Genomic DNA, 25,465 nt, shown 5'->3' on the forward strand with positions numbered 1-25,465 from the left:
TTGACGAAATTCAGACTGGCGGAGTGGCGGCAGCGCCGATATGTCTTCGGCTATTAACCCAGGCGTCCCGCGATATCTGTTGCCGTCGCGTTGTAATAGGTCATAAGTTCAGAAATGTTCCTATGGCCAGTCATTCTGGCCAAATCAAGTGGCTGCAATTTTTTCGCTAGGCGCGTGATCGCTTCGTGGCGGGTATCGTGAAACGTTACGTCTGGGATCTGCGCCCTGTCGCGTGCCTTTCGGAAGAGTGCGTCACGGCTGGACGTAGACAGAGCGAACAGTGCTTCGCCCTTTTCCACAGCCGGAAGCATCTTCAGGAGCTCGATTGCCCGGGAGGACAACGGTACATTTCGCGCCGTACCATTCTTGGTCATCGGCAGGCGTGCAAATTTGCCCTTGTAGTTCACCGACGAAGCCGTAAGTGTCAGGATTTCGCTTGAACGCATGGCTGTTTCTATCGCAAAGAGGAACGCCACAGCTACGCGTTGCATTGGCGTCTCGACAGGCAGTCCCTCTTCGTATCCCATGCTGGTGAGTAGTGCCTCGATTTCCTCTTCGGATATCAATCGCTCGCGGCCCGGCGGTTCCGCAGGACGTTTTACTTCGGCCATGGGATTCGTTACGAGCCATCCCCATTCTTTCCGAGCCACAAGAAATGCATGCGACATAAGCGACATTTCTCGCGAGGTCGATGATCCGGAGACTTCACGCATCCGAGCGTCGCGCCACGCGGCAATATGACTGGGTCGTAGTTCCGCCAGCTTGATCTCCGCGAACTTCCGCCCACCTATCTCTTTGCTTCCGATCAACGGAAGACGAAGCTTTTCCCACCTTGCCCCGCGTTTCGTCGGGCTCACCTTGAGTTCATACTCCCGCAGCACGTCGCCAACGGTAAGCGTCTTACTACCAAAACCATCGGCGATGGACCGCAGTTCGGTCTCTCGCTTCGCGCTCCACGCCGCCGCAGCAGCCTTCGTGTCGAACGTGCGACTGTCACGCACACCGTTCTGCTTTACCTGTGCTCGCCAACCTTTCGAAGTCTTCGTAATCGATGCCATTTTTTGGGGCCGAGTTGGGGCCCCAATGGGGCCGACCCATCGATTTTAGGTTTGAAGAGGTGAGATTTTGCGCCTCGGACGAACAATCGGAATTCACGCAAAGAACCCCGCCAAGCCTTACAGGCAGGTCGTTTGCGAGATATTGCGGGAAGAAGTGAGACCTACGTAACCGATGCCAAAACGGGGAGTTGGTGCGAGGAAGGGGACTCGAACCCCTACACCCTTGCGGGCGTCAGGACCTAAACCTGGTGCGTCTACCAATTTCGCCATCCTCGCAGCCCGTGGGCGTCGTCACCTTTGTGAGGCAACGGCATCCCGGCATCGGGTCGACGGCATGCGGTCCTGTCGGACATGAAAAGGGGCGACTCGTCGCCCCCGCTGCATGCGTCAAAGCAGGCGAGCATTCTACACGAAGGGAATCTGACCGGCAATCTCATACAACGCCCATCCCCTCTCTCCCGCCCCTCAAGCCCGCAATGCTAGAATTCGCACCAATTCATGGCATTTGCCCCCGGTTGCGCGCCCGCGCACCCACCTCCGGGCACCTGACCAAACCGATACCCCATTCGCATGCAACCCCACGAGACCGCCGACGATTCCCCCGGCACCCACGTCAGCCCCGCGCAAGTCAACGACTATTGCCGCCAGAAAGCAGGCCCTCCCGGCTCCGCACTCTATTACGCGCTGCTCCAACTGCCGCCGTCCAAGCGCGACGCCGCCTATGCCGCCCACGCCTTCTGTCAGGAAGTCGCCGACATTCACGCCGCCGTTCATGACCCCGGCGTCGCCCACGCAAAGCTCGACTGGTGGCGTCAGGAACTCGCGCGACTCTTCACCGGCACCCCGGCACACCCCGTCACCCGCGCACTGGCCCCCGTCGTCAAAAACAGCGGCATCACTCGCGCCGCGTTCGAAGCCGTCTTGCATGGCGCCGAGATGGATCTCTCCCAGATGCGCTATCTCGACTTCGCCGGGCTCACTCACTACTGCGACGCCGCCGGCGGCGCACCCGCCGAACTCGTCTCGCACATCTACGGGTTCGACGCCCCACAGACCCCCACCCTCGCCCGCAGCCTCGGCCAAGCCATCACCCTCGGCCGTCGCGTCTCCGACGCCGGTGTCGACGCGCGCGCCGGATACGTCTACTTCCCCATCGACGAGTTGCAACGCTTCGGCGTCACCGCTGCCGATCTGCAAAACGGCAAGTATTCCCCCGCCTTCGTGGAGCTCATGAAGTTCCAACACGCCCGCGCGCGTCAAGCCATCGCCACGGCAGCAGCGGCCATCCCCAAACAAGACCGCCGCAAGCAAAAGCCACTACTCGCCCTCGCCGCGCTGCAATTGGCACTGATGGACGAAGTCGCCGCCAGCGACTATCAAGTGCTGCATCAACGCATCGATCTCACGCCGCTGCGCAAATTCTGGCGTGCCTGGCGCGCTCGCTGAACACGCCTCAACTCACTCCCCGATCGCTCACAGATCCGCGACATCGACCGACGATTCGCGGATCCCGCAAGCGGACCACCATCACGCGCATCCACACCGCACCAAGTCCGCCACACCAACCCTTCAAACCCGCAAAACATTCAACGGCTTGAACCCACCCCCCAACACCGGCTGCGGATTCAGCCCCCACCAGCCCTGTAACACCGTCGCATACACATCGCGGAAATCGACGACAAATGGCAGATTGCCGTTGCCATCAAGCCGATCCAGTCGCGGCACCTCTCCATAGAGTCCTCCGCGAACACGCCCGCCCGCAATAAAATGCGGCGCCACCGTGCCGTGATCCGTCCCGTTACTCTGATTCTCACGCGGCCGACGGCCAAACTCCGCATACGTGACGATCATCGTCGACTGCCAGCGATTCAGCTCGGTCAACCCCGCCCGCAACGCCATCATCCCTTGCGACAACTGACGCAACAGATTCGCCTGCTGCCCCGGCTGATTCTGGTGCGTATCAAACCCGTTGAGCGTCAGGCGCAATACCGCAACGCCTCGCCCCGGCTGCGGCACGCCCGCCGGAGAATCCGCCGCCGCAACCACCTGCAGCGCAGTCTTCACCACATTGCCGAACGCCCCCGATGGCATCGGCGTACGCAGCACATACTGCCCCTGACGCGGCCGCAACCCGTCCGCCGCCTTCACGATGTCGTTCTCCACACGCAGCACATGCGCGAGCGCCGGGTTGCTCACCTGCGTCGCATTGGCCGACGCCAGATTCGCATCTCGCAAAAACTGCGCGGGATTGGTCAATGTCACCGCCCGGGCACCGCCGCCCAACGGCCCCAACTCCGCACTGCCCACAATCACACCGTCAGCGTCGAAACCCGGCGGGACCGCCCGCTCCGCAAACGCGCGCGATAACCAACCGTCGCGCAAATACTCGTCCGAACGCGACGCCGTGTTCCATATCTCGATAGACCGGAAGTGCGACAGATTCGGCTGCGGATACCCCACGCCCTGAACGATCGCCAACTCCTTCGCCTGCCACATCGGCAACAGCGCGCGCATCTCCGGATGCAAACCACTGTGCTCGTCCAGTTGCACGACCTGCTCCCGCTTGATGCCAATATTCGGGCGCAGGCTCGCGTACACCGGGTCTGCATAGGGAATGACCGTGTTCAGCCCGTCATTGCCGCCTTTCAGCTCGATCAGAATCAGCAGATTGCCGTAGTTGCCGCCCGCTCCCGGCAATAGCCCGGACAGATCACGCGCAGCCGCAAACACCGGCATCGGCGCCAGCCACGCCGCCCCAAGGCCACCGGCGAAACTCAGAAAATCACGTCGACGCATCTCTCACCTCTCACGGCCCGCCCCGCATCCATTGATAACGCAGACTTCGCCCAATGACACCCACCCCCGTGCTGCCCGCCGGCACGTCATCATTTCAACTGATACGCGGGATCCATCAATAACGCCTGCAAATAGGCCGCACTGTTCACGCCGGCGGTTTGCGGCGCCGCAGGCGCGAACGGCAGCACCGCCCGTTGCAGCGCCTCGCGCGACGCCGCGTCCGGAACATCGATCGGCCCCAGCGCGTACGGTTGCAGCCATCGCGACAGATCGAAACGTACGCCCGCAACCGTTCTGGGCATCGCTGCCGCCGCGCGAAGTGCCGTGCGCTGCACGCCAGGGCGTGCCGACGACGACAGCGATGGCGATGGCGATGGCGATGGCGACATCATCGACGGACCACCCGCATTCGCGTTCTCCGTCGCTCGGAACATGCGCTCGACGAACTGCTTACGCGCGAGCAACGTCGTGCTGTCGATCCAGGCGTCGCCGCCCGGCCAACCCTTCACATTGGGCGGACGGAACAAGTCCTGCCCAAGCACACGCATCTGCTGCGCCAGCATCTGCGGATCGTCGTAGCCGATGTCGAACTCGCGCACGGTGTCCGTCACGAACTCAGACGGTGACTTGACCAATGTTCCACGGGTTCGCGCATCCCAGAAAGCAGGCGTCAGCAATAGCGCACGCAATGCCACACGAATGTCGTAGCCACTCGTACGGAAGGCGTCGGCAACACGCTGGACCTGCGACGGCTCTGGTGTCGGCGACACAAATTCGCGCCAGAGCTTGCCGGTGATGAACGTCGCCGTCTCCGGGCGCGCGAGCAGAATGTCGAGCATCTGATCGCCATCGAAGTCGCCTGTCTGACTCAATACGGTCTTCGTGCCCGTGTCATGAACATTGGCGCGCCAGACGTAGCGCATCGTCGGCCGATCGATGCTCCAGCCGGTGTAGGCGCGTGCCGCCTCGCGCACATCCTGTTCGGTGTAATGCCCCTCGCCCAGCGTGAACAACTCCATGACTTCACGCGCAAAGTTCTCATTGGGACGCCCCTTCCGACTGCCCGCTCCATCGAGATAGATGAGCATGGCCGGGTCCTTCGACACCTCATGCAGCAACACGCCGAAATTACCCAGCGCATTCGCGCGCAGCAACACGTTCTGCCGGTAAAGCACAACGGGCTCGCGCACCTTGTCGTCGCTCGACACGAAGTGGTTGTGCCAGAACATCGTCATGCGCTCGGTGAGCGGCGACGGCGTACTCGCCATCTCCTGCGCCCACCAGGCAGCCAGCGACGCCGCCATGCGAGCACGTCGCTGGTTCAGCTCGCGCCGCTGCTCGTCGGTCATATTCTTGACGGGCACCCCGTAGAGCGGCGGATTGGCAGCCCAGGCGGGCGGCGGCGTCACCGCAGTACGACGCGTTTCCTCCAGCAGACGATCGACCGCTTGCGCACGCGTCATCCCGACGAACGGCGCAAGCTCGCGGGCGTCGGGCGAGTAACCCGTGCGGGTGAGAAGGTAGCGGGCGTCGTCGACCGTGAGCGGGCGCGTCGAGGCATCGACGGCGGTCGTCGCCGCACGTGACGACGTCGAACGAGTCGGATGCGCCGCACCCGCATGCTTCGCGCCCACAGCGTGGGCCGCCAATGGCGATGTCAGCCACAAGGCGGCCAGCAAGCCGGGCATGAGCCGCTGACCGACCCGCGACTTCGGCCGGCCGGGTGAGCCCGCCGTCGCTATCCCGGCCCTCGTCGCCTCATTTCGCTTGCCGCGGGCGCAAAAAAAGCCAGCGTCGACAGAGGCTGGCGGTGTTGGGTTCGGCTTCATGAGACGCTCGCGTCAAAGTGACATCAGTGGCGTGTTGGGAGAAGCGTTTGGCGACGTTTCCGAAACGGATCCAGCAGTGACGTAGTGCGCGCCATGTTAGTGACTGTACAACTCGCGCACGGCGTCTTGAATATGTTGACGAAGCAGGCGCCGGTCTTCCGGCGACATATGTCCATTCGGACGGCGGGCCGGCGGCGTACCCGGCAGATCGTCGTTGCGGCGCTCGGCGCCAGCATCTCCCTGAGGAGGTGCGTTCTTCGACGAATTACGAGGCGACGGCGCTTGCGCCGCGCGCTGCTGCCCGGAAGGGCTCGCCCCGTGAGATTGCGCGCTGAAATGGGGCACGGGACGGGCATACGTCACGCCCAGGTGTCCCCAGAGCATGATTCCCCCGAACAGTAGCGTCAACTCAGCAGCCCATCTCATCTTATGCGTATGTCCTTCATGCCAGGCAGCAGGTTTTCGCCCTGGCAGGGGTGCAAGTGTACCCACAGCCTATGGTCAGCGCTCAAGCGGTAGGGTAAATTGTGTAACCCTTTGTAACCCGCTTTGGCGGCCTCCTCAGTTCGCAACATTTCGGGCTAAGATACGTGGCATGGAAAACAAAAACTCTCCCAAAATTCTGGTTGTCGACGACGATCCGCGCCTGCGTGACCTGCTGCGTCGTTACCTCGGGGAACAGGGTTTCAATGTCTTTGTGGCCGAAAATGCCACGGCCATGAACAAGCTCTGGGTGCGCGAGCGCTTCGATCTGCTCGTGCTGGACCTGATGCTCCCCGGTGAAGACGGTCTCTCTATTTGCCGCCGTCTGCGTGGCGCCAATGACCGCACGCCGATCATCATGTTAACGGCCAAAGGCGAGGATGTCGACCGTATCGTCGGCCTCGAAATGGGCGCAGACGATTATCTGCCGAAGCCCTTCAATCCGCGGGAACTCGTCGCCCGGATTCATGCAGTTCTGCGCCGTCAGGCACCGCCCGAACTTCCCGGCGCACCCAGCGAAACCATGGAGACGTTCGAGTTCGGCGACTTTGCCCTGAACCTCGCCACGCGCACGCTCACCAAGAACGGCCAGGAGATCGCGCTCACGACGGGCGAGTTCTCGGTGCTCAAGGTGTTCGCTCGCCATCCGCGCCAGCCGCTGTCACGCGAAAAGCTGATGGAGCTCGCACGCGGTCGCGAATACGAAGTGTTCGATCGCAGCCTCGACGTACAGATCTCGCGTCTGCGCAAACTCATCGAGCCGGATCCGGGCAGCCCCCGCTTCATTCAGACCGTCTGGGGCCTCGGCTACGTGTTCATCCCGGACGGCGGCGCGTGATCTGCCGCCTTCGCGCCTCACGCCGCACAACGACGCCGGTCGCGACAAGCTCGCGCACCGGCGTCGTGTCTTGGTTCACGTTGCGTCCGATGCCGTACATCGCACCTCGTCCAGGCACCTGCCAGCCGGCACCCCGGACCTGCGGACACGCACACATCACGCTTTAGACGGAGCAACCCCATGCATCCGATCCGGATGGTACGCGGGCTGTTCGGCGGTCTGTTCTGGCGTACCTTTTTTCTCATCGCACTGCTCATCGGCGTCAGCCTGGCCGCCTGGTATCAGAGCTTTCGAGTCATCGAACGTGAGCCGCGCGCACAACGCGTCGCGCAGCAACTCGTGTCGATCGTCAAGCTCACGCGTACCGCCCTGCTCTATTCCGAACCCGATCTGCGCCGCGCCTTGCTTCAGGATCTGGAGAGCAACGAAGGCATTCGCGTGTACCCGCGCGAGCCGGCCGACAACATCGAGAAGCAACCCGGTGGCGTGGTGCAGGACCTGATCGTGCGCGACGTGCAGCGGCGTCTTGGCACCGACACGGTCATCGCCGCCTCGGTCAACGAGATCCCGGCGATGTGGATCAGCTTCAAGATCGATGAAGACGACTACTGGGTCGCCATCGAACAGGACCGGATCGACACGGCCACCGGCCTTCAGCTCTTCAGTTGGGGGACCTTCGCATTGGCACTGTCGCTCATTGGCGCGGCCTTCATCACCGCGCTCGTGAACCGGCCGTTCGCCCGACTTGCCCACGCCGCTCGCGCCATCGGTGAAGGGCAACGCCCCGAGCCGCTGCCCGAGCGCGGCATGGGCGAGGCCGCCGAGGCCAACCGCAGCTTCAACCAAATGGTGGACGAGCTCGACCGCCTCGAAGCCGACCGGGCACTGATGCTCGCTGGTATCTCGCACGACCTGCGCACCCCGCTCGCGCGGCTTCGGCTCGAGACCGAGATGAGTCCGTCCGACGAATCCGTCAAACGCGACATGATCAGCGACATCGAACAGATGGACGAGATCATCGGCCGCTTCCTCGATTACGCCCGCCCGGCCTCGCGCACGATGCAGGCGCTGGACCTCTCGGACATCGTCCGGGAAACCACCGCGTCGTTCGACGGCCGCGACGACCTTAACGTGAGCATCGAACTCGCCGAAACCGCCCCGGTGCTCGCCGAGCGCACCGACCTCAAACGCCTGCTCACCAACCTGATCGAGAACGCACGCAAGTACGGCCGCGACGCCGAGACCAACATCGCCAATGTTCACATTGCGACGCGCGTGCTCGGCGAGCGCGTCGAGATGCGCGTGCGCGACACGGGACCGGGCATCCCCGAGGAACAGTTGGCCCTCGTCTTCCGCCCCTTCTATCGGGTGGATACCGCCCGCACGAAGGCGGAGGGCACCGGCCTGGGCATGGCGATCGTCCAACGCATCGCCACGCGCTATAAAGGCATCGCCTCGCTGCGCAATGTTCGCCCCGGCACCGGCCTTGAAATCATCGTGTCATTTCCGCTTGCTAAATAGGTGTGATGGCGCGGAAATTTGGCTATGCTCAAGGCTCGCCCGAGCGGTATCACGCAAAATCCTATCGACGGGATTTGATTTAACTATCCCCGGCATAAAAATTAACTATTGCTATCAATTATTTGATAGCGTATACTGCTTTGGTTGACCGGGATCGCGTGATCCCGGTCAGTTGCTGGTTGCGATGTCCCTGTGACATCTCGACATAAACCGCACTAATTTAGGAGTAAATCGATGAAGACTGTCGGCGACAAACTCGAAGCGTTCTCGGTAGAAGCTGCCAAGCCTGGTTTCAACAACCACGAAGAAAACGGCGTGTCGGCTTTCGAAACGATCACCGAAGCCTCGTTCCCGGGCAAGTGGAAGATCATTTACTTCTACCCGAAGGATTTCACCTTCGTGTGCCCGACCGAAATCGTTGAGTTCGGCAAGCTGGCCAACGACTTCGCAGATCGTGACGCTGTCCTGCTGGGCGGTTCGGGCGACAACGAATTCGTGAAGCTGGCATGGCGCCGTGAGCATAAGGACCTGAACAAGCTGAACCACTACTCGTTCGGCGACACCACGGGTGCCCTGATCGACCAACTCGGCGTGCGCGACAAGGCCGCCGGCGTGGCCCTGCGTGCAACGTTCATCGTTGACCCGGACAACGTCATCCAGCACGTTTCGGTGAATAACCTGAACGTCGGCCGCAACCCGGAAGAAGTCCTGCGTATTCTGGACGGCCTGCAAACCGACGAACTCTGCCCGTGCAACCGCGCGGTCGGCGGTGCAACGCTGTAAGCGTCGTCTCGAAGCCCGCGCAAGCGGGCTTTTTCAGCCCAAAGCAATAGGAGAAATTTATGGAATTCATCACCGCGATTAAGGCGCAGATCCCTGACTACGCCAAGGACATTCGTCTGAATCTCGACGGCACGATCGCCCGCTCCTCGCTGGAAGGCAACGACGCCGTCGGTGTGGCCCTCGCGGCCGCCTTCGCGGCCAAGAGCCAGCCGCTCATCAAGGCGATTCGCGAAGCCGGCGTACTGTCCCCGGAAGAGCTTGAAGGCGCGTTGACCGCCGCCGCGCTCATGGGCATGAACAACACCTGGTATCCGTATCTCGAGATGGCGGACAGCGCCGAACTCAAGAACGAGAAGGCCCAGCTCCGCATGAACGGTTACGCCACGCGCGGGGGGGTCGATCAGCGCCGCTTCGAAATGTACGCGCTGGCGGCGTCCATCGTCGGCAAGTGCCACTTCTGCGTGAAGTCGCACTACCACCTGCTCGCCGCCGAGCATGGGATGAGCACCGCGCAACTGCGTGACGTCGGCCGTATCGCCGCTGTCATCAACGCCGCGGCGCAGGTTCTCGCCGCCGAAGCGGCTTAAGCCTCAGCTTTAACGCCGTGTCTGAGCGCGGCGTCAAAAGCAAAACGGCGCTACCGGGTTCGTCCGGTAGCGCCGTTTTTGCTTTGGGGCCAACCTGTGCTCAACGTGCGACGAGCAATGCCGCCGCCTGCGCTTCAATTCCTTCCTGGCGGCCAAGATAGCCCAGCTTCTCGTTCGTTTTCGCCTTCACGTTCACCTGACCCGTCGTGATGCCCAGCGCATCGGCAATCGATTGCGTCATCGCAGCGATATGCGGTGCGAGCTTCGGCGCCTGCGCAATCACCGTACAGTCGACGTTGACGATCTCGTAGCCATGTTCGCGCACGCGACGCATCGCCTCTTTGAGCAGCACAACGCTATTCGCCCCCTTGAACGTGGGGTCGGTGTCAGGGAAATGACGACCGATGTCGCCGAGCGCCGCCGCGCCGAGGACGGCATCGGTGATCGCGTGCAGCAGCACGTCGGCATCCGAATGGCCCAGCAGGCCGCGCTCGAACGGAATCGTCACGCCCCCCATCACGAGCGGACGGCCCGGGACGAGGGCATGCACGTCGTAACCCTGACCGATGCGGAGCTTGGACATCATGGCGAGCGAGGAATTGGAAACAGCTTGTTCAGTCATGGAGAATCGCCAAATGCGAAAAATCAGTACGTCAGATGAGTGCGGCCAGGGCTCGCCGGGCTTTCAGGCGGACTTGGCCGCACCGAGAAATGCCTCGGCGAGTGCGAAGTCTTCGGGATACGTCACCTTGAAATTGCGCAGGCTGCCGCGAACGAGCTTCGGCGCATGACCGATTCGTTCGATGGCGCTGGCCTCGTCAGTGACCTCTGCCCCGGACGCGAGCGCGTCTTCCAGCGCCTGACGCAGCATGCCCAGGCGGAACATCTGGGGCGTCTGTGCCTGCCACAGCCCGTCACGCGACTCGGTCGCCTGCACGGCCACCAAGCCGTCCTTCTCGGCCGGCGCCTGTTCGCGCTTGAGCGTATCGGCCACGGGCAACGCGAGAATGCCACCGACCGGATCGTCACGCAGTGCCTCGACGAGGGCGCGAATCAGTGCGGGGGTGATGCCGGGACGCGCAGCGTCGTGCACGAGCACCCAATCGGTGTCCTGCGCCCCGAACTCGGTGAGCGCCTGCAAGCCGCCCAGCACCGACGCATGGCGCGACGGTCCGCCACAGCGGCGCACCGCAAATCGCAGCGTGCCAAAGCGGCGTCCGTCGAAGTGATCATCGTCGGGGGCCAGCACCAGCAAGGTCTGAGCGAACTCGGAACAGGCGTCGAACGCGGCGAGCGCATAGTGCAGCATGGCACGTCCGCCGACGCTTCGGTATTGCTTGGGCACGTCGGCCCCGGCGCGTACACCGGCCCCGGCACACGGGATGACGGCAAAAAGTCGGTCGCTCACGATAAAACGCAGGTAAGGGTAAAGGAGGGATTTTATAATAGACGCTGACTGTCACGGGGCCCCATGCAAATGGAGCCTCGTGCTTTGCCATTTCTGCAACGTTTTCCTATGTCCTCCGCCAACGCCCTATCCCGTAGTACCGTGCCTGTGCCGCTCGTGAAAGCGGGACAGCGTTACGCTTTTGCCGGCTCGCACGCGTCCAGCGACGCCCTGCTGATCGCCCGCTATTTCGAAGCGAACCGCGAGCGTCTGCCGCTGCTCGCGGTCGTGTGCGCGCAGGCCACCGATGCCCTGCGTCTGCAGCAGGAACTGAAGTGGTGTGCGCCCGAGGCGCGCGTGCGGCTATTGCCCGACTGGGAGACGCTGCCTTACGACACGTTCTCGCCGCACCAGGACCTCGTCTCCGAACGGCTTGCGACACTGCACGATCTCGGCGAGAAGCGCTGCGACATCGTGCTGGTGCCCGCCACCACTGCGCTCTATCGCATGGCGCCGGCGAGCTTCATGGCGGCTTATACGTTCTTCTTCACGCAAGGTGAGCGTCTCGACGAGGCGCGGCTGAAGTCGCAACTCACGCTCGCGGGCTACGAGCATGTCAGTCAGGTGATGCGTCCCGGCGAGTATTGCGTGCGCGGCGGCCTGATCGATCTCTACCCGATGGGCTCGGCCCTGCCCTATCGTCTCGATCTGTTCGACGACACTGTCGACAGCATTCGCGCGTTCGATCCCGATACCCAGCGCAGCCTGTATCCGGTCAAGGAAGTGCGCCTGCTGCCGGGGCGTGAATTCCCGTTCGACGACCCCGCCCGCACGGCCTTTCGCGGCCGCTGGCGCGAAGTGTTCGAAGGCGACCCGAGCCGCAGCCCGATCTACAAGGACATCGGCAGTGGCGTGCCGTCGGCAGGCATCGAGTATTACCTGCCGCTGTTCTTCGAAGAGACGGCTACGCTGTTCCACTATCTGCCGGCCGATGCCCAACTGGTGTTCGTGGGCGACCTCGACGCGGCGATCCACCGCTTCTGGAACGACACTCGCCAGCGCTACAACTTCCTGTCGCACGATCGCGAGCGTCCGGTGCTGCCGCCCGAGCAATTGTTCCTGCTCGATCAGGACTTCTTCACGCTCGCCAAGCCGTTCGCACGACTGACGCTGCCCACGCCGGGCGACGGCAGTTGGGCCATTCCGTTACCGCCGCTTGCGATCAACCGCCGCGCGGACGACCCGCTCGCCGCACTGCGCGCCTATCTGGCCCGCTCGCCAGCGCGCGTGCTGCTGTGTGCCGACTCGGCCGGCCGCCGCGAGACGCTGCTGCAACTGTTGCACGACAACGATCTGCGCCCGTCCACGGTCGAGTCGCTGGAAGACTTCCTGACGGCCGACACGCGCTTCGCTATCGGCGTCGCCCCGCTGGCTGCCGGCTTCCTGCTGCCGGCGGAAGACCTCGCGTTCATCACCGAAAACGAGCTTTACGAAGGACTCGCGCGCCGCGCGGGCAAGCGCCGCCAGGAACAGGCAACGTCCGTCGACTCGATGGTGCGCGATCTTGCCGAACTCAAGGTCGGCGACCCGGTGGTTCACAGTCAGCATGGCATCGGCCGCTATCACGGTCTTGTCAGCATGGATCTCGGTGAAGGCGAGACCGAATTCCTGCATCTCGAATACTCGGGCGAGAGCAAGCTGTACGTGCCGGTCTCGCAGTTGCATCTGATCTCGCGCTACAGCGGCGCCGATCCCGACACCGCGCCGCTGCACTCGCTGGGCTCGGGCCAATGGGAGAAGGCCAAACGCAAGGCCGCGCAGCAGATCCGCGACACCGCGGCCGAACTGCTCAACCTGTACGCCCGCCGCGCCGCGCGCTCGGGCTACGCCTTCGAACTGTCACCGCGCGACTACGAGAAGTTCGCCGACAGCTTCGGCTTCGAGGAAACCCCCGATCAGGCGGCCGCCATCGCCGCCGTCATGAGCGACATGACGAGCGGACGCCCGATGGACCGTCTGGTCTGCGGCGACGTAGGCTTCGGCAAAACCGAAGTGGCTCTGCGCGCCGCGTTCATCGCCGTGCTCGATGGCAAGCAGGTTGCCCTGCTGGCACCCACCACGCTGCTCGCCGAACAGCACGCACAGACCTTCTCCGATCGCTTTGCCGACTGGCCGGTGCGCATTGCCGAACTGTCCCGCTTCAAGACCACGAAGGAAGTGAACGCGAGCGTGAAAGCGATCAATGAGGGACAGGTCGATATCGTGATCGGCACGCACAAGCTGCTCTCGAACGACATTCAGTTCCAGCGCCTGGGCCTCGTCATCATTGACGAAGAACACCGCTTCGGCGTGCGTCAGAAGGAAGCCCTCAAGGCGCTGCGTGCCGAGGTGGACGTGCTCACGCTCACCGCCACCCCGATTCCCCGTACGCTGGGCATGGCGCTCGAAGGGTTGCGCGACTTCTCGGTCATCGCCACCGCGCCGCAGAAGCGCCTGGCAATCAAGACCTTCGTGCGCCGCGAGGAAGATGGCGTGATTCGCGAAGCCATGTTGCGCGAACTCAAACGCGGCGGACAGGTGTACTTCCTGCATAACGAAGTCGAGACCATCGAGAACCGCAAGGCGCAGTTGGAAGCGCTAGTGCCGGAGGCTCGCATCGTTGTCGCCCACGGGCAAATGCACGAACGCGATCTCGAGCGCGTAATGCGCGACTTCGTGACGCAACGCGCCAACGTGCTGCTGTGTACGACCATCATCGAGACCGGCATCGACGTGCCGACCGCCAACACCATCCTGATGCATCGCGCCGACAAGTTCGGTCTTGCGCAGTTACACCAGTTGCGTGGCCGCGTGGGACGCTCGCACCATCAGGCATACGCCTATCTGCTGGTACACGACCCGAAGGCGCTGACCAAGCAGGCGCAACGCCGTCTCGAAGCAATTCAGCAGATGGAAGAACTCGGTGCGGGCTTCTATCTCGCCATGCACGACCTGGAAATTCGCGGTGCGGGCGAAGTGCTGGGCGACAAGCAGTCCGGTGAAATCCACGAGATCGGATTCCAGCTCTACACCGACATGCTCGCCGACGCCGTGAACGCGCTGAAAGCCGGTCGCGAGCCCGATCTCACGGCACCGCTCGCGGCGACCACCGAGATCAATCTGCACGTCCCGGCCATTCTGCCAAGCGATTACTGCGGCGACGTGCAGGAGCGCCTCTCGCTCTACAAGCGACTGGCCAACGGCACGAATCCCGACGCCATCGACACGACGCAGGAAGAACTTGTCGATCGCTTCGGCAAGTTGCCGCAGCAGGCACAGGCCCTGATCGAGACACACCGTTTGCGGCTGCTGGCCAAGCCGCTGGGCATCGTCAAGATCGACGCCAGCGAAGAGGCCATCGCGCTGCAATTCGAGCCGACACCCGCCGTTGACCCGATGCGCATCATCGAGCTGGTGCAGAAGCATCGTCACATCAAGCTCGCCGGACAGGACAAGCTGCGCATCGAAGTCAAACACGCGGAGCTGACCGATCGCGTACGCGCGATCAAGGAGACGCTGCGGGCCCTCGGCTCACCGGTGGCGAAAGCGGCCTGACGAGCGCCCCCAACATGCGACAAGCACACCGGCGCGCTCAACTGCGCCGCGAAACTGGTGTGCACCGCAACAATTTTGGCCATTCGTCATATGAGCGCGTCCGGGCAAACCCCAGCCCGGCGCACAAATTCTCGCGAGGCAGGAATGGTTGTCCACACAACCTTTTACCTCTAAATTATTTTTGAGTACCATTTCCCGGTACGTATGACTGGAAGATTCCCGGAGATTCGAATGACAAGCGCTTCCCCTCAAGCCATCGCGCCGCAAGCTGCCAGCGAGGCCCCCCAGCCAGCATCGCTCGACTGGATCACGAAGCTGGTCAGCATCGACACCACCAGCCGTGAATCGAACCTCGGCCTGATCGAGACGGTGCGCGACAGCCTCAAACAGTCGGGCGTCGAGCCGTGGCTCTCGTATGACGCCACCAAACGCAAAGCCAATCTGTTTGTGACGCTGCCCGCCGCCGATGGCAACACCCAGGGCGGTATCGTGCTCTCGGGCCACACCGACGTCGTGCCGGTTGACGGCCAGCCGTGGGATACCGATCCGTTCAAGCCCGTGGTGCGCGACGGCAACCTGTACGGCCGCGGAACGTGCGACATGAAGGGCTTCATCGGCTCGGTCATGACGATGTTGCCGGAAATGCGCGACGCCAAGCTCAAAACGCCGTTCCATTTCGCGTTCTCCTACGACGAGGAAATCGGTTGCGTGGGCGCGCCGGTCATGCTGGCGGAATTGCGCGAGCGCGGCATTCGTCCGGACGGCTGCATCGTCGGCGAGCCGACGAGCATGCGCGTGATCGTCGCGCACAAGGGCATTAACGCCTACCAGTGCTGCGTGCGCGGTCACGCGGCACACTCGTCGCTCACGCCGAAGGGCTCGAACGCCATTGAATACGCTGCGCGTCTGATCTGCTACATCCGCGATCTGGCCGATCACTTCAAACAGAACGGTCCGTTCGACGAGCTGTTCGACGTGCCGTTTACCACGGCGCAGACCGGCACGATCTCGGGCGGCATCGCCCTGAACACGATTCCGGCACTGTGCGAGTTCGTCTTCGAATATCGCAACCTGCCGGGCGTGGACGCCGAAGGCATCTTCCAGCGCATTCAGCAATACGCGCTGGACGAACTGGTGCCGAAGATGCAGAAGGAGCATCCGAACGCCGGTATCGAATTCAAGAAGATTGCGGCGGCGCCGGCGCTGGACGCCTCGGAGCAGGACGCCATCACGCAACTCGTGCGCGCCCTGACCAAAGACACCGACAAGCGCAAGGTTGCCTATGGCACCGAAGCCGGTCAGTTCCAACTGGCGGGCGTGCCGTCGATCGTGTGCGGCCCGGGCAACATCGAGCAAGCGCACAAGCCCAACGAGTTCGTGTCGCTCGAACAGATCGCACAGTGCGAGTCGTTCCTGCACAAGCTGATTCGCAGCAACACCGTCGACGCCTGAGCTGTCGCCTGAAGCGATTCAGGCAAAGCGCATCGACTTTCGTCTTACCGGGCCGTATTCCCTTGGCGGGGTGCGGCCCGTTGCCTTGGCGCTGCCGATGCGGCATCGGCCAAGGTCTTAACGCAACAGGTTGCGCGCAGTCACAGACGCCTATCGGAAGGGCGCACAGGACATCCCTCCGCAAGATAACAAAGCACATACGCCAGACAGGTATTGGAGATCTCGCCCATGAGCGCAAGCACAGCCCCCAACGCGACGGCCGCGTCCGCCCGCACCACCCCGCACGCCTGGCGTGTGATCGTATCGGCATCCATCGGCAACGCCCTTGAGTGGTTCGATCTCGTGGTCTACGGCTTCTTCGCCGTGACCATCGCGAAACTGTTCTTCCCGACCGGCAACGACACGGTATCGCTACTGCTCACGCTCGGCACGTTCGGCGTGTCGTTTTTCATGCGTCCGCTCGGCGCCATCGTGATCGGCGCCTACGCCGACCGCGCCGGCCGCAAAGCCGCGCTCACCCTGTCGATTCTGCTGATGATGGTCGGCACGCTGCTCATCGCGCTCATGCCGACGTATGCCGCCATCGGCGTGCTGGCACCGGTGGGTATCGTCATCGCGCGCATGGTGCAGGGCTTTTCGGCTGGCGGCGAATTCGGCAGCGCCACGGCGTTCCTCGCGGAACACGCACCGCAACGTCGCGGCTTCTTCTCGAGCTGGCAAGTCGCCTCGCAAGGTCTCACCACACTGCTCGCCGCAGGCTTCGGCGCACTGCTAACCGGCAATCTGTCGCCGGAAGCGATGGCGTCGTGGGGCTGGCGTGTCCCGTTCTTCTTCGGCCTGCTGATCGGCCCGGTGGCGTACTACATTCGCCGCCGTCTGGACGAGACGCCCGAATTTCTCGACATCGAGCCCACGCAAAGCCCGCTGCGCGACACGTTTGCGAGCCAGAAGGAACGCCTGCTGCTCGCCATCGGCGTGGTCGTGATGGCCACCGTGGCGACCTATCTGGTGCTCTACATGCCGACGTACGCCGTCAAGCAACTGGGACTGCCGTCCTCGGCCGCGTTCTCGGCCGTGCTGCTCACGGGTATTGTGCAACTGATCGTCGCCCCCATCGTGGGCCACTGGTCGGATACGCATGGCCGGATCAAGCCGATGCTCGCCGCTGCCGTGGCATTGCTGGTGCTGGTCTATCCGATGTTCCGTTTCCTTGACGCGAACCCGACGTTCAGCTCGCTGATGGTGTTCCAGATCGTGCTCGGCCTGCTGATGACGACGTACTTTGGCGCCCTGCCCGCACTGCTGACCGAATTGTTCCCGACGCAGGTGCGCACCACGGGTCTCTCGCTCGGCTATAACATTGCAGCGACCGTGTTCGGCGGCTTCGCACCGTTTATCATCACCTGGCTGATTGGTGCGACGGGCAACAAGCTCGCGCCGAGCTTCTATCTGATTTTCGCCGCCGTCATCAGCATTACCGCGCTGCTGCGCACCCGCAAGCTCGGCCTGCGCTGAGCCCGGCGAACGCCAAGCGGCCACAGCGCCGCGGCGCACACCCGCTCACCGGTGTGCGCCCTTCCCGGCATTTCACGACTACGGAGACAAAGTCCAAGTGACGCAACCGACCCCTGCCCTGCACGCCGAGACCATCGACGGGCAACCCGTTCCGACGAAAGACGCCATCGCCGCCCTGCACAAGACGTTGCTTCCGTATGTGCGAACGACGCCGGTGTTCACCCGTGGAGACTTTCCGACGCTCGGCAATACCCAGGTGACGTTCAAATACGAGCTGTTGCAGGCTGCGGGCACGTTCAAAGCACGCGGCGCGTTCTCGAACCTGCTCTCGCTCGAAGAAGCGCAGCGCAAGGCAGGCGTGACGTGCGTATCCGCCGGCAACCATGCCGTGGCCGTCGCCTACGCGGCGCAAGCCACGGGCATCGGCGCCAAGACGGTGATGCTCAAGACCGCCAGCCCCGCACGTTCCTCGCTGTGCCGCGAATATGGCGCGGATCTGGTACTCGCAGAGAACGTCCATGAAGCGTTCGAAGTGGTCAAGCGTGTGGAGAAGGAGGAAGGCCGTTACTTTGTTCATCCGTTCAACGGCTACCGCACGGTCCTCGGCACGGCCACGCTCGGCTATGAGTGGGCGCAGCAAGCCCCCGACCTCGACGCCGTGATCGTGCCGATCGGCGGTGGCGGTCTGATTGCCGGTGTGGCCACGGCGTTCAAACTGTTCGCACCGCACGTCAAGGTGTATGGCGTTGAGCCTGCCGGTGCCGATGCGATGGCGCAGAGCTTCGCCACAGGCGCCCCGGTCAAGATGGGGCCGATGAGCGGCATTGCCGACAGCCTGATGGCGCCGCACACCGAGTTGTACAGTTACACGCTTTGCCGCCGTCATATCGACGAGTTGGTCACGGTGACGGACGACCAGATGCGCGCGGGCATGCTCACGCTGTTCCGTCAGTTGAAGCTGGCGGTGGAACCGGCCTGCGCGGCGGCGACCGCCGCGCTGATGGGACCGCTGCGAGACAAGCTCATGGGCAAGCGCGTAGGCGTGCTGCTGTGCGGCACCAATACCGACACGGCAACATTCAATCGTCATATCGAAGCCGCACTTGCGGCGGAAGCCAACGGCTGAGCGCCATCGCGCACCTCCGACGAAGTCCCGGACGCGACCTGATGGTCGCGTCTTCGCTTGGTATCCGTGCCTCCGCCCGCACGCTCACAAGGATCTCGCATGTCCGCCACCGTCCCAACGCCGCCCGTCCTGCTGCTCGACGCCACGCAAATCGCAGCCCTCATGCCCGTGGCCGACGCGATCCCCGTCATGTCCGATATGTTCGGCGCGCTCGCCCGTGAGCAGATTCACCTGCCGTTGCGCCAGATCGTCCGCCCGCCCGAAGCGCTCGGCGCGCAAGGCATGCTCGGCATGATGCCCGCGTTCCTCGGCAGCGCGGCGTCCGGCACGCCGGTCTACGGCGCGAAGGTCGGCACCTTCTTTCCGGGCAACAGCGCGCACGGCAAAGACCCGCACCAGGGTTGCGTCCTGTTGATGAGCGGTGAGACGGGCGAACTCCTCGCCGTCATGAACGCCGCGCAGATCACCGGCATTCGCACCGCCGCCGTGACCGGACTGGCGACGCGTCTGCTCGCCCGCCACGATGCCACCCGCCTCGCCCTGATCGGCGCAGGCCATCAGGCGCACTGGCATCTCGCAGCGCTTGCGGCAGCACGCCCGCTGCATCACGTGTCTGTGGCAAGCCGATCGCTCGCCACGGCACAGGCTTTCGTCGACAAGGAACAGCCGAACTACGGTTTTCGCCTCGAAGCCGTCGAGAGCGTCGAATCGGCGGTGCGCGACGCCGATATCGTGGTGACGGTGACCAATGCCACGGACCCGGTGCTGCAAGCCGGCTGGATCGCGCCGGGCACACACGTCAATCTGGTGGGCAGCAGCACGCCACGTCACCGCGAAGCCGATACGACATTGATGGCGCGGGCGCAATTGTTCGTCGACCGCCGCGAATCGACGATCAACGAGTCCGGCGACTATCTCGCGGCGGCTGCCGAAGGCCGCATCGGGCCGGAGGATCTGCTCGCAGAACTCGGTCAATTGGTCATCCGCACGCACGCCGGGCGTTCCGACGCCGAAGCCGTCACCCTGTTCAAGTCGCTCGGCATGGGGGCGCAGGATGTCGCGCTCGCCGCGGCGTTATATCAGCGGGCACAAGCCGCCGGCATTGGCACTCGCGTCGCGATCTGAACGCCCGACAGCCCGATGGCCCGGACATTCGATGGGATCGGGAAGCGAGCCGACGCGATGTCCGGATCCGTCCGATTCCGGTCCACCGACGGTCTGTCGTGGCACCCGGGCACCCCGTAAGATCACCTCATCGTTACCCGACCTTACGGAGTCGCTCATGTCGCAAAACCAAACGTCCCGCACCGCCCTGCTCGTCATCGACGCTCAGGAATCGTTCCGTCAGCGCCCGTACTGGCGCGAAGACGATCTCGCCACGTACTTCAACCGTCAGCAAGCCCTCGTCGACGGCGCCGTGGCGCGTGGCGTGCCTGTCGTGCAGGTGTTCCATATCGACTCAGGGGTGTTCTCGCGCGCTTCGGGCTTTGTGCGTACGCTCGAAGAATTGCGCATCGACCCGGCATTTACGGTGGACAAGGTGAAGCACAGCGCGCTGGCCGGCTCCACACTTGGCGCATGGCTTGTCGAGCACGGCATTACGCGCCTGATCGTGTCCGGCATCCGCACCGAGCAGTGCTGCGAGACGACAACCCGCGCGGCGTCCGACGCCGGTTACGAAGTCGATTTCGTCACGGAAGCCACCCTCACGTTCCCGATGCAGCACCCGCGCACCGGGCGCGAGCTGTCGGTGGCCGAACTCAAGGAGCGCACGGAAACCGTGCTCGTCGACCGTTTCGCCCGTATCGTGACGGTTGAGGAAGCGCTCGCGGCGGTGTAATGTCGCAATCGACCCGGCGCTGTCCGAATTTGTCCTGAATGCCTGCTGCGATGCCACGACTTCAACCCGTCTATCTGCTGGTCATGCCGAATACGCTGTTGCTCGATGTGGCAGCGCCGGCCGAAGCCTTGCGCATCGCCAATCATCAGCAGGACGACGTGCGCTTCGTGCTGCGTTACGTCGGCACGCAGCCCTCGGTGGCCACGTCGATCGGCCTGCAACTCTCGCCGCTCGACGTGTTGCCCGACGATGTCCCGGACGACGCCTGGCTGCTCGTCAGCGGGACGGTCGAGAAGCCGCTGCCGGTGCAAGAAGTCGCCGATCGCACGGCGCCGGACTTGCGGGACGCGCCTGCGGAAGATGCCGAAGCACGCGCCGTCGCGTGGCTTCGGCACGTAGTACGCCCCACACACCAACTCGCGTGCATCTGCACAGGCGCGCTGCTGGCCGCTCGCGCAGGACTGCTCGACTCGCGCGCTTGCACCACACATCATGGGAGTTGTGATGCGCTGCGCGCCTTGGCCCCTAGCGCACGCGTGGCCGACAACCGGCTCTACGTGCATGACGGTAATGTGTGGACGAGCGCAGGGGTCACCACCGGGCTGGACCTGATGCTCACGCTCATCGCCGACGCGGCCGGGCCGCTGTGCGCCGCCGCAGTGGCGCGTCAGATGGTCGTCTACGCCCGGCGTGCGGGGGCCGACCCGCAATTGTCTCCCTGGCTCGAAGGCCGCAATCACCTGCACCCGGCGTTGCATCGGGTACAGGATGCCATCGCCGCCGATCCCGCCCAAGACTGGACACTCGCCACCATGGCGGCAATCGCCTGTGCTAGCGAGCGGCATGTGACGCGGCTCTTTCGCGAACACGCGGGCGTCGCCCCCATCGACTATCTGCATCGTCTGCGCATCGCGCTCGCACGCGAGATGCTCGGGAACAGCCGCCTCGATCTGGAGCGCATTGCAGAACGTACCGGCTTCGGCTCGAGCCGTCATCTCCGGCGGGTCTGGCACAAGTTCGAGGCGCTTCCGCCAAGCCGCGCCCGCCGCGTGGCACACGACGGCTGAAGCGCCCCCTCTGGCGGCAGATCAACGCTCGAAACCTCGCCCCTGTCCGGGAAACCGGCGCGCGCCTGCCGCAACCCGGTAGAATGTTGGTCGCACGTAAAACGCACGACTTTCGACTTCAAGATGGCCAACGACCTCGTCATTCTGGGCAGCGCTTCGTCCTCCACGCCCGCAGCCTCCGCTACGGCACTTCCTTCGCACTTGCAAGGCGCCATCGGCACACTCGTGCCCGGCGCAAGCGTCACGTTCACGCCAGGCGCGGCGCGCATTGCCGATGTCACCGACAGCCCGGCGCTGCGTGCAGCGATGAGCACGTTTGCCCAGCAGCACGAGGTCGATGCGGTGCTCGTGGACAACCGGCGCCGTCTCACGGATTTCAAGCTGGTGGCCATGGACATGGACTCGACACTCATCACCATCGAGTGCATCGACGAAATTGCCGATTACTGTGGATTGAAGGCGGAAGTCTCGGCCATCACCGAGGCCGCCATGCGTGGCGAGATCAAGGACTTCAACGAGAGCCTCACGCGACGCGTGGCGTTGCTCAAGGGGCTCGACGCCAGTGCGTTGGAGAAGGTGTTCGAGGAGCGCCTGCAACTCTCGCCCGGTGCGCAGACCATGCTGCGCGGCGTGCAGTCGCTCGGCATTCGTACGCTGCTGGTGTCCGGTGGCTTCACGTTCTTCACGGAGCGTCTGAAGACGCGTCTGAATCTGGATGTCGCCCGCGCGAACACGCTGGAGATCGTCGACGGCAAGCTCACTGGCCGTGTGCTCGGAGAAATCGTCAACGCCGAAGTCAAGGCGCGCACCGTGGCCGAAGTGGCTGCGCAGTTTGGCGCCCGTCCCGATCAGGCGATCGTCATGGGCGATGGCTCGAACGACCTGCAGATGATGGCGATTGCCGGATTGTCCGTCGCGTTCCGCGCCAAACCCGTGGTGCGCGAAAAGGCCTCTGTCGCCTTCAACTACGCTGGGCTGGACGCACTGCTCTCGCTCTTTCGCAAGGACTGAACGCCAGGCGGGCACGGCCTGCGGAGTCCGCTTGCCGTCCCTCGCTCTGGATCACACGATCACGCGCCGAGATGCGCCTTCAGGCTTGCGTCGATATCCGCTTGCAAATCGCGTACGTCTTCAAGACCGACGTAGAAACGCACGAGCGCACCCTTGTGTGGCCACGGCGTTGACGTGCGCATTGACGGCACACGGTACGGCACGACAAGGCTGTGCGCGCCACCCCAACTGAAACCGATCTTGAACAAGCGCAGCGCTTCGATGAACGCATCGATCTGCGCCTGCGAGTAGCGCTCGTCGAACACTACGGAGAACAGCCCCCCCGCGCCCGTGAAGTCGCGACGGAAATGCTGATAGCCCGGGCAATCTTCGAACGCGGGATGCAGCACCGCCGCAATTTCGTGACGCGTGCCCAGCCACGTGGCCAGTGTCATCGCAGCGCGATCATGGGCTTCGAAGCGTAGTTGCATGTTCGGCAGGCTGCGCAGCAACAGGCTGCAATCGTCGGCCGACACCCCTACCCCCATGCGCATGCGCGCCTGCTTCAGACGATGATGCACGTTGTCGTCGACGGTCACGACGGCGCCCATCAGCACATCGCTGCCGCCCGACTGGTATTTGGTCAGCGCCTGCACCGAGATGTCCACGCCGTGATCGAACGGGCGGAACGCGAGGCCGGCCGAGTAAGTGTTGTCGATGGCAGTGAGCACACCGCGCTCGCGCGCGACGCGTGCGATGGCCGGCACGTCCGGCACTTCCATCGTCACCGAGCCTGGTGCTTCGAGCCAGATCAGCTTCGTGCTGGGCTGAATCAGGGCCCCAATGCCATCGCCGATCATCGGATCGTAGTAGCGCACCGTGATGCCGAACGATTCGGCGAGCCAATCGCCGTGCTCGCGGTTCGGGCCGTAGGCATTGTCAGGAATGAGGACATCGTCGCCGCTCTTGACGAGACCGAAGTACACATTGGAAATGGCCGCGAGACCCGAGGGGAACAGCAGACAATGCTTACCGCCTTCGAGCGCCGCCAGGCGTCGCATCAGCTCCATCGACGTCGGCGTCGCATGCAGACCGTAGCGCCACTGACTGTCGTTCTTCCAGTCGAGCGAACGCATGGCGGCCAGATCGGGGAAGATCACCGTCGACGCGCGAGCGACAGGCACCGGCATGGCGGCAAAACCCGCAGGCAATTGCGTGTCGGTGTGCAGAATATTGGTCTGCCAGTGCCAGCCGTTGGCTTCCGGCGTATCGAGGGGCTTGCGGTTGTCTTGCGTCATCACGGCTCCGGAAATACTCGGGCCGGCAACACCGCCGGCCCCCGGGGAGTAACTTACACGCGCTCGAACACGGCTGCAATGCCCTGCCCGCCGCCAATACACATGGTGACCAGCGCGTAGCGGCCGCCGATACGCTGTAACTCATGCAGCGCCTTGACGGTGATGAGCGCACCGGTAGCACCGATCGGATGCCCCAGCGAAATGCCGGAACCGTTCGGATTCACCTTGGCCGGATCGAAGCCGAGATCCCGTGTGACGGCACATGCCTGTGCCGCGAACGCTTCGTTGGCTTCCACCACATCGATGTCCTCGACCTTGAGACCGGCACGCTCCAGCGCCTTGCGCGACGCCGGCACCGGGCCGATCCCCATGTAGTTCGGATCGACACCGGCATGCGCATAGCTCACCAGCCGTGCCAGCGGCTTGGCACCGCGACGCTCGGCTTCTGCACGCTCCATCAGGATAAGCGCCGCAGCAGCATCGTTCAGACCGGAAGCATTGCCAGCGGTCACCGTGCCGTCCTTCTCGAACACGGGGCGCAGCTTCGCCATGTCTTCCATGCTCAGGCCCGCGCGCACGTGCTCGTCGGTCGTGAACGCGACATCGCCCTTCTTCGACTTGATCGTGATGGGTACGATCTGGTCGTTGAAGTAGCCCGCCGCCATCGCGTGCGCCGCCCGCCGGTGCGACTCGACCGCCAGACGGTCCTGATCTTCGCGTGTGATGCCCCACTTCTTCGCAATGTTCTCCGCCGTCACGCCCATGTGGATGTTGGCAAACGGGTCGTGCAACGCACCGAGCATCATGTCGACCAGACGCGACTCGCCCATACGCGTGCCCCAGCGGGCGCCCGGCATCACGTAGGGCGCGCGGCTCATGCTCTCGGCACCGCCCGCCATCGCCACATCGGTGTCGCCCAGCAGAATCGACTGCGCAGCGGAAACCACCGCCTGCAAACCCGATCCGCACAAGCGGTTCACGGTCATCGCAGGGGCATGCTGGCTGACCCCTGCCTCGATGGACGCCACGCGCGCCAGGTACATGTCCTTCGGTTCCGTGTGGATGACGTTGCCGAACACGACCTGCCCGACGTCTTCACCGCCGACGCTCGCGCGGGCCATGGCCTCGCGGGCGACGATAGCGCCAAGCTGCGTCGGCGCGAAATCCTTCAGGCTGCCGCCAAAATCACCAATGGCGGTGCGCACACCGCTGACGATTACGACTTCTCGTTGCATGTCTCTTCTCCAGGTGGATATCGGTTTGCAACGAGTATAGCGCCGCAGGGGTGACTGCGATGGCAA

The 25,465-nt window shown here is 63.6% G+C and carries 21 protein-coding genes and 1 tRNA gene; 13 read left to right on the forward strand and 9 right to left on the reverse strand.

The window, feature by feature from the left end; all coding sequences use genetic code 11:
* Window positions 1-53 precede the first annotated feature (53 nt).
* Both PBR20603_RS05715 and PBR20603_RS05720 read right to left on the reverse strand, forming a co-directional pair.
* A complete protein-coding gene (locus PBR20603_RS05715; protein WP_150558579.1) occupies window positions 54-1,058 on the reverse strand; it encodes a tyrosine-type recombinase/integrase in 1,005 nt (334 codons plus the stop codon).
* A 189-nt stretch (window positions 1,059-1,247) separates the two neighbouring features.
* A tRNA-Leu gene (locus PBR20603_RS05720) sits at window positions 1,248-1,334 on the reverse strand.
* A gap of 294 nt (window positions 1,335-1,628) precedes the next feature.
* Here PBR20603_RS05720 and PBR20603_RS05725 point away from each other — a divergent pair.
* Complete coding sequence (locus PBR20603_RS05725; RefSeq protein WP_150558580.1) at window positions 1,629-2,504, forward strand: squalene/phytoene synthase family protein; 876 nt, start codon at window positions 1,629-1,631, stop codon at window positions 2,502-2,504.
* 123 nt (window positions 2,505-2,627) lie between these two features.
* Here the strand turns inward: PBR20603_RS05725 and PBR20603_RS05730 are convergent, their stop codons facing one another.
* The 3 genes from PBR20603_RS05730 to PBR20603_RS05740 form a co-directional block, all read right to left on the reverse strand.
* On the reverse strand, window positions 2,628-3,854 hold the full coding sequence (locus PBR20603_RS05730) for a DUF1501 domain-containing protein (protein WP_150558581.1): 1,227 nt from the start codon (window positions 3,852-3,854) through the stop codon (window positions 2,628-2,630).
* Between the two features lie 89 nt (window positions 3,855-3,943).
* A complete protein-coding gene (locus PBR20603_RS05735) occupies window positions 3,944-5,542 on the reverse strand; it encodes a DUF1800 domain-containing protein (RefSeq protein WP_150558582.1) in 1,599 nt (532 codons plus the stop codon).
* A gap of 237 nt (window positions 5,543-5,779) precedes the next feature.
* Window positions 5,780-6,109, reverse strand: a complete 330-nt coding sequence (locus PBR20603_RS05740) for a hypothetical protein (RefSeq protein ID WP_150558583.1) — start codon at window positions 6,107-6,109, stop codon at window positions 5,780-5,782.
* A 169-nt stretch (window positions 6,110-6,278) separates the two neighbouring features.
* On the opposite strand from PBR20603_RS05740, the gene ompR reads away from it, so the two are divergent.
* From ompR to PBR20603_RS05760, 4 genes are all read left to right on the forward strand, one after another.
* A complete protein-coding gene (ompR, locus tag PBR20603_RS05745; RefSeq protein ID WP_010808867.1) occupies window positions 6,279-7,004 on the forward strand; it encodes an osmolarity response regulator transcription factor OmpR in 726 nt (241 codons plus the stop codon).
* A gap of 180 nt (window positions 7,005-7,184) precedes the next feature.
* Window positions 7,185-8,525 (forward strand): ATP-binding protein, encoded by a 1,341-nt coding sequence (locus PBR20603_RS05750; protein WP_150558584.1) that lies wholly within the window; start codon window positions 7,185-7,187, stop codon window positions 8,523-8,525.
* A 234-nt stretch (window positions 8,526-8,759) separates the two neighbouring features.
* A complete protein-coding gene (locus tag PBR20603_RS05755; protein ID WP_150558585.1) occupies window positions 8,760-9,308 on the forward strand; it encodes a peroxiredoxin in 549 nt (182 codons plus the stop codon).
* A gap of 59 nt (window positions 9,309-9,367) precedes the next feature.
* Window positions 9,368-9,895, forward strand: a complete 528-nt coding sequence (locus tag PBR20603_RS05760; RefSeq protein ID WP_150558586.1) for a carboxymuconolactone decarboxylase family protein — start codon at window positions 9,368-9,370, stop codon at window positions 9,893-9,895.
* Window positions 9,896-9,995: 100 nt separating this feature from the next.
* On the opposite strand, the gene ispF is transcribed toward PBR20603_RS05760, so the two are convergent.
* Window positions 9,996-10,481, reverse strand: a complete 486-nt coding sequence (gene ispF, locus PBR20603_RS05765; RefSeq protein ID WP_150558920.1) for a 2-C-methyl-D-erythritol 2,4-cyclodiphosphate synthase — start codon at window positions 10,479-10,481, stop codon at window positions 9,996-9,998.
* Window positions 10,482-10,580: 99 nt separating this feature from the next.
* A complete protein-coding gene (gene ispD / locus PBR20603_RS05770) occupies window positions 10,581-11,303 on the reverse strand; it encodes a 2-C-methyl-D-erythritol 4-phosphate cytidylyltransferase (RefSeq protein WP_150558587.1) in 723 nt (240 codons plus the stop codon).
* Window positions 11,304-11,411: 108 nt separating this feature from the next.
* Between ispD and mfd the strand changes: the two genes are divergently transcribed.
* The 8 genes from mfd to serB all read left to right on the forward strand — a co-directional run bounded on the left by mfd (window position 11,412) and on the right by serB (window position 22,887).
* Window positions 11,412-14,876 (forward strand): transcription-repair coupling factor, encoded by a 3,465-nt coding sequence (gene mfd, locus PBR20603_RS05775; RefSeq protein ID WP_150558588.1) that lies wholly within the window; start codon window positions 11,412-11,414, stop codon window positions 14,874-14,876.
* A 231-nt stretch (window positions 14,877-15,107) separates the two neighbouring features.
* Window positions 15,108-16,328 (forward strand): acetylornithine deacetylase, encoded by a 1,221-nt coding sequence (gene argE / locus PBR20603_RS05780; protein WP_150558589.1) that lies wholly within the window; start codon window positions 15,108-15,110, stop codon window positions 16,326-16,328.
* A 228-nt stretch (window positions 16,329-16,556) separates the two neighbouring features.
* Window positions 16,557-17,843, forward strand: a complete 1,287-nt coding sequence (locus PBR20603_RS05785) for an MFS transporter (RefSeq protein ID WP_150558590.1) — start codon at window positions 16,557-16,559, stop codon at window positions 17,841-17,843.
* Between the two features lie 97 nt (window positions 17,844-17,940).
* Window positions 17,941-18,969: a threonine/serine dehydratase family protein gene (locus tag PBR20603_RS05790; protein ID WP_150558591.1), complete on the forward strand. Its 1,029-nt coding sequence runs from the start codon at window positions 17,941-17,943 to the stop codon at window positions 18,967-18,969.
* A 99-nt stretch (window positions 18,970-19,068) separates the two neighbouring features.
* On the forward strand, window positions 19,069-20,094 hold the full coding sequence (locus tag PBR20603_RS05795; RefSeq protein ID WP_150558592.1) for an ornithine cyclodeaminase family protein: 1,026 nt from the start codon (window positions 19,069-19,071) through the stop codon (window positions 20,092-20,094).
* A gap of 157 nt (window positions 20,095-20,251) precedes the next feature.
* Window positions 20,252-20,809, forward strand: a complete 558-nt coding sequence (locus tag PBR20603_RS05800) for a cysteine hydrolase family protein (protein WP_150558593.1) — start codon at window positions 20,252-20,254, stop codon at window positions 20,807-20,809.
* Window positions 20,810-20,859: 50 nt separating this feature from the next.
* Window positions 20,860-21,876 carry a GlxA family transcriptional regulator gene (locus PBR20603_RS05805; protein WP_150558594.1) on the forward strand — a complete coding sequence of 339 codons (1,017 nt, stop codon included), beginning with the start codon at window positions 20,860-20,862 and terminating at the stop codon, window positions 21,874-21,876.
* Window positions 21,877-21,999: 123 nt separating this feature from the next.
* Window positions 22,000-22,887: a phosphoserine phosphatase SerB gene (serB, locus tag PBR20603_RS05810; RefSeq protein ID WP_150558595.1), complete on the forward strand. Its 888-nt coding sequence runs from the start codon at window positions 22,000-22,002 to the stop codon at window positions 22,885-22,887.
* Between the two features lie 59 nt (window positions 22,888-22,946).
* Here the strand turns inward: serB and PBR20603_RS05815 are convergent, their stop codons facing one another.
* Together PBR20603_RS05815 and bktB are read right to left on the reverse strand one after the other, a co-directional pair.
* Window positions 22,947-24,164, reverse strand: coding sequence for a cystathionine beta-lyase (locus tag PBR20603_RS05815; protein ID WP_150558596.1), 1,218 nt, complete (start codon window positions 24,162-24,164; stop codon window positions 22,947-22,949).
* Between the two features lie 53 nt (window positions 24,165-24,217).
* A complete protein-coding gene (gene bktB, locus PBR20603_RS05820) occupies window positions 24,218-25,399 on the reverse strand; it encodes a beta-ketothiolase BktB (protein ID WP_150558597.1) in 1,182 nt (393 codons plus the stop codon).
* Between the last annotated feature and the right edge of the window lie 66 nt (window positions 25,400-25,465).

Source organism: Pandoraea bronchicola, from assembly GCF_902459805.1.
Taxonomy (GTDB): Bacteria; Pseudomonadota; Gammaproteobacteria; order Burkholderiales; family Burkholderiaceae; genus Pandoraea; species Pandoraea bronchicola.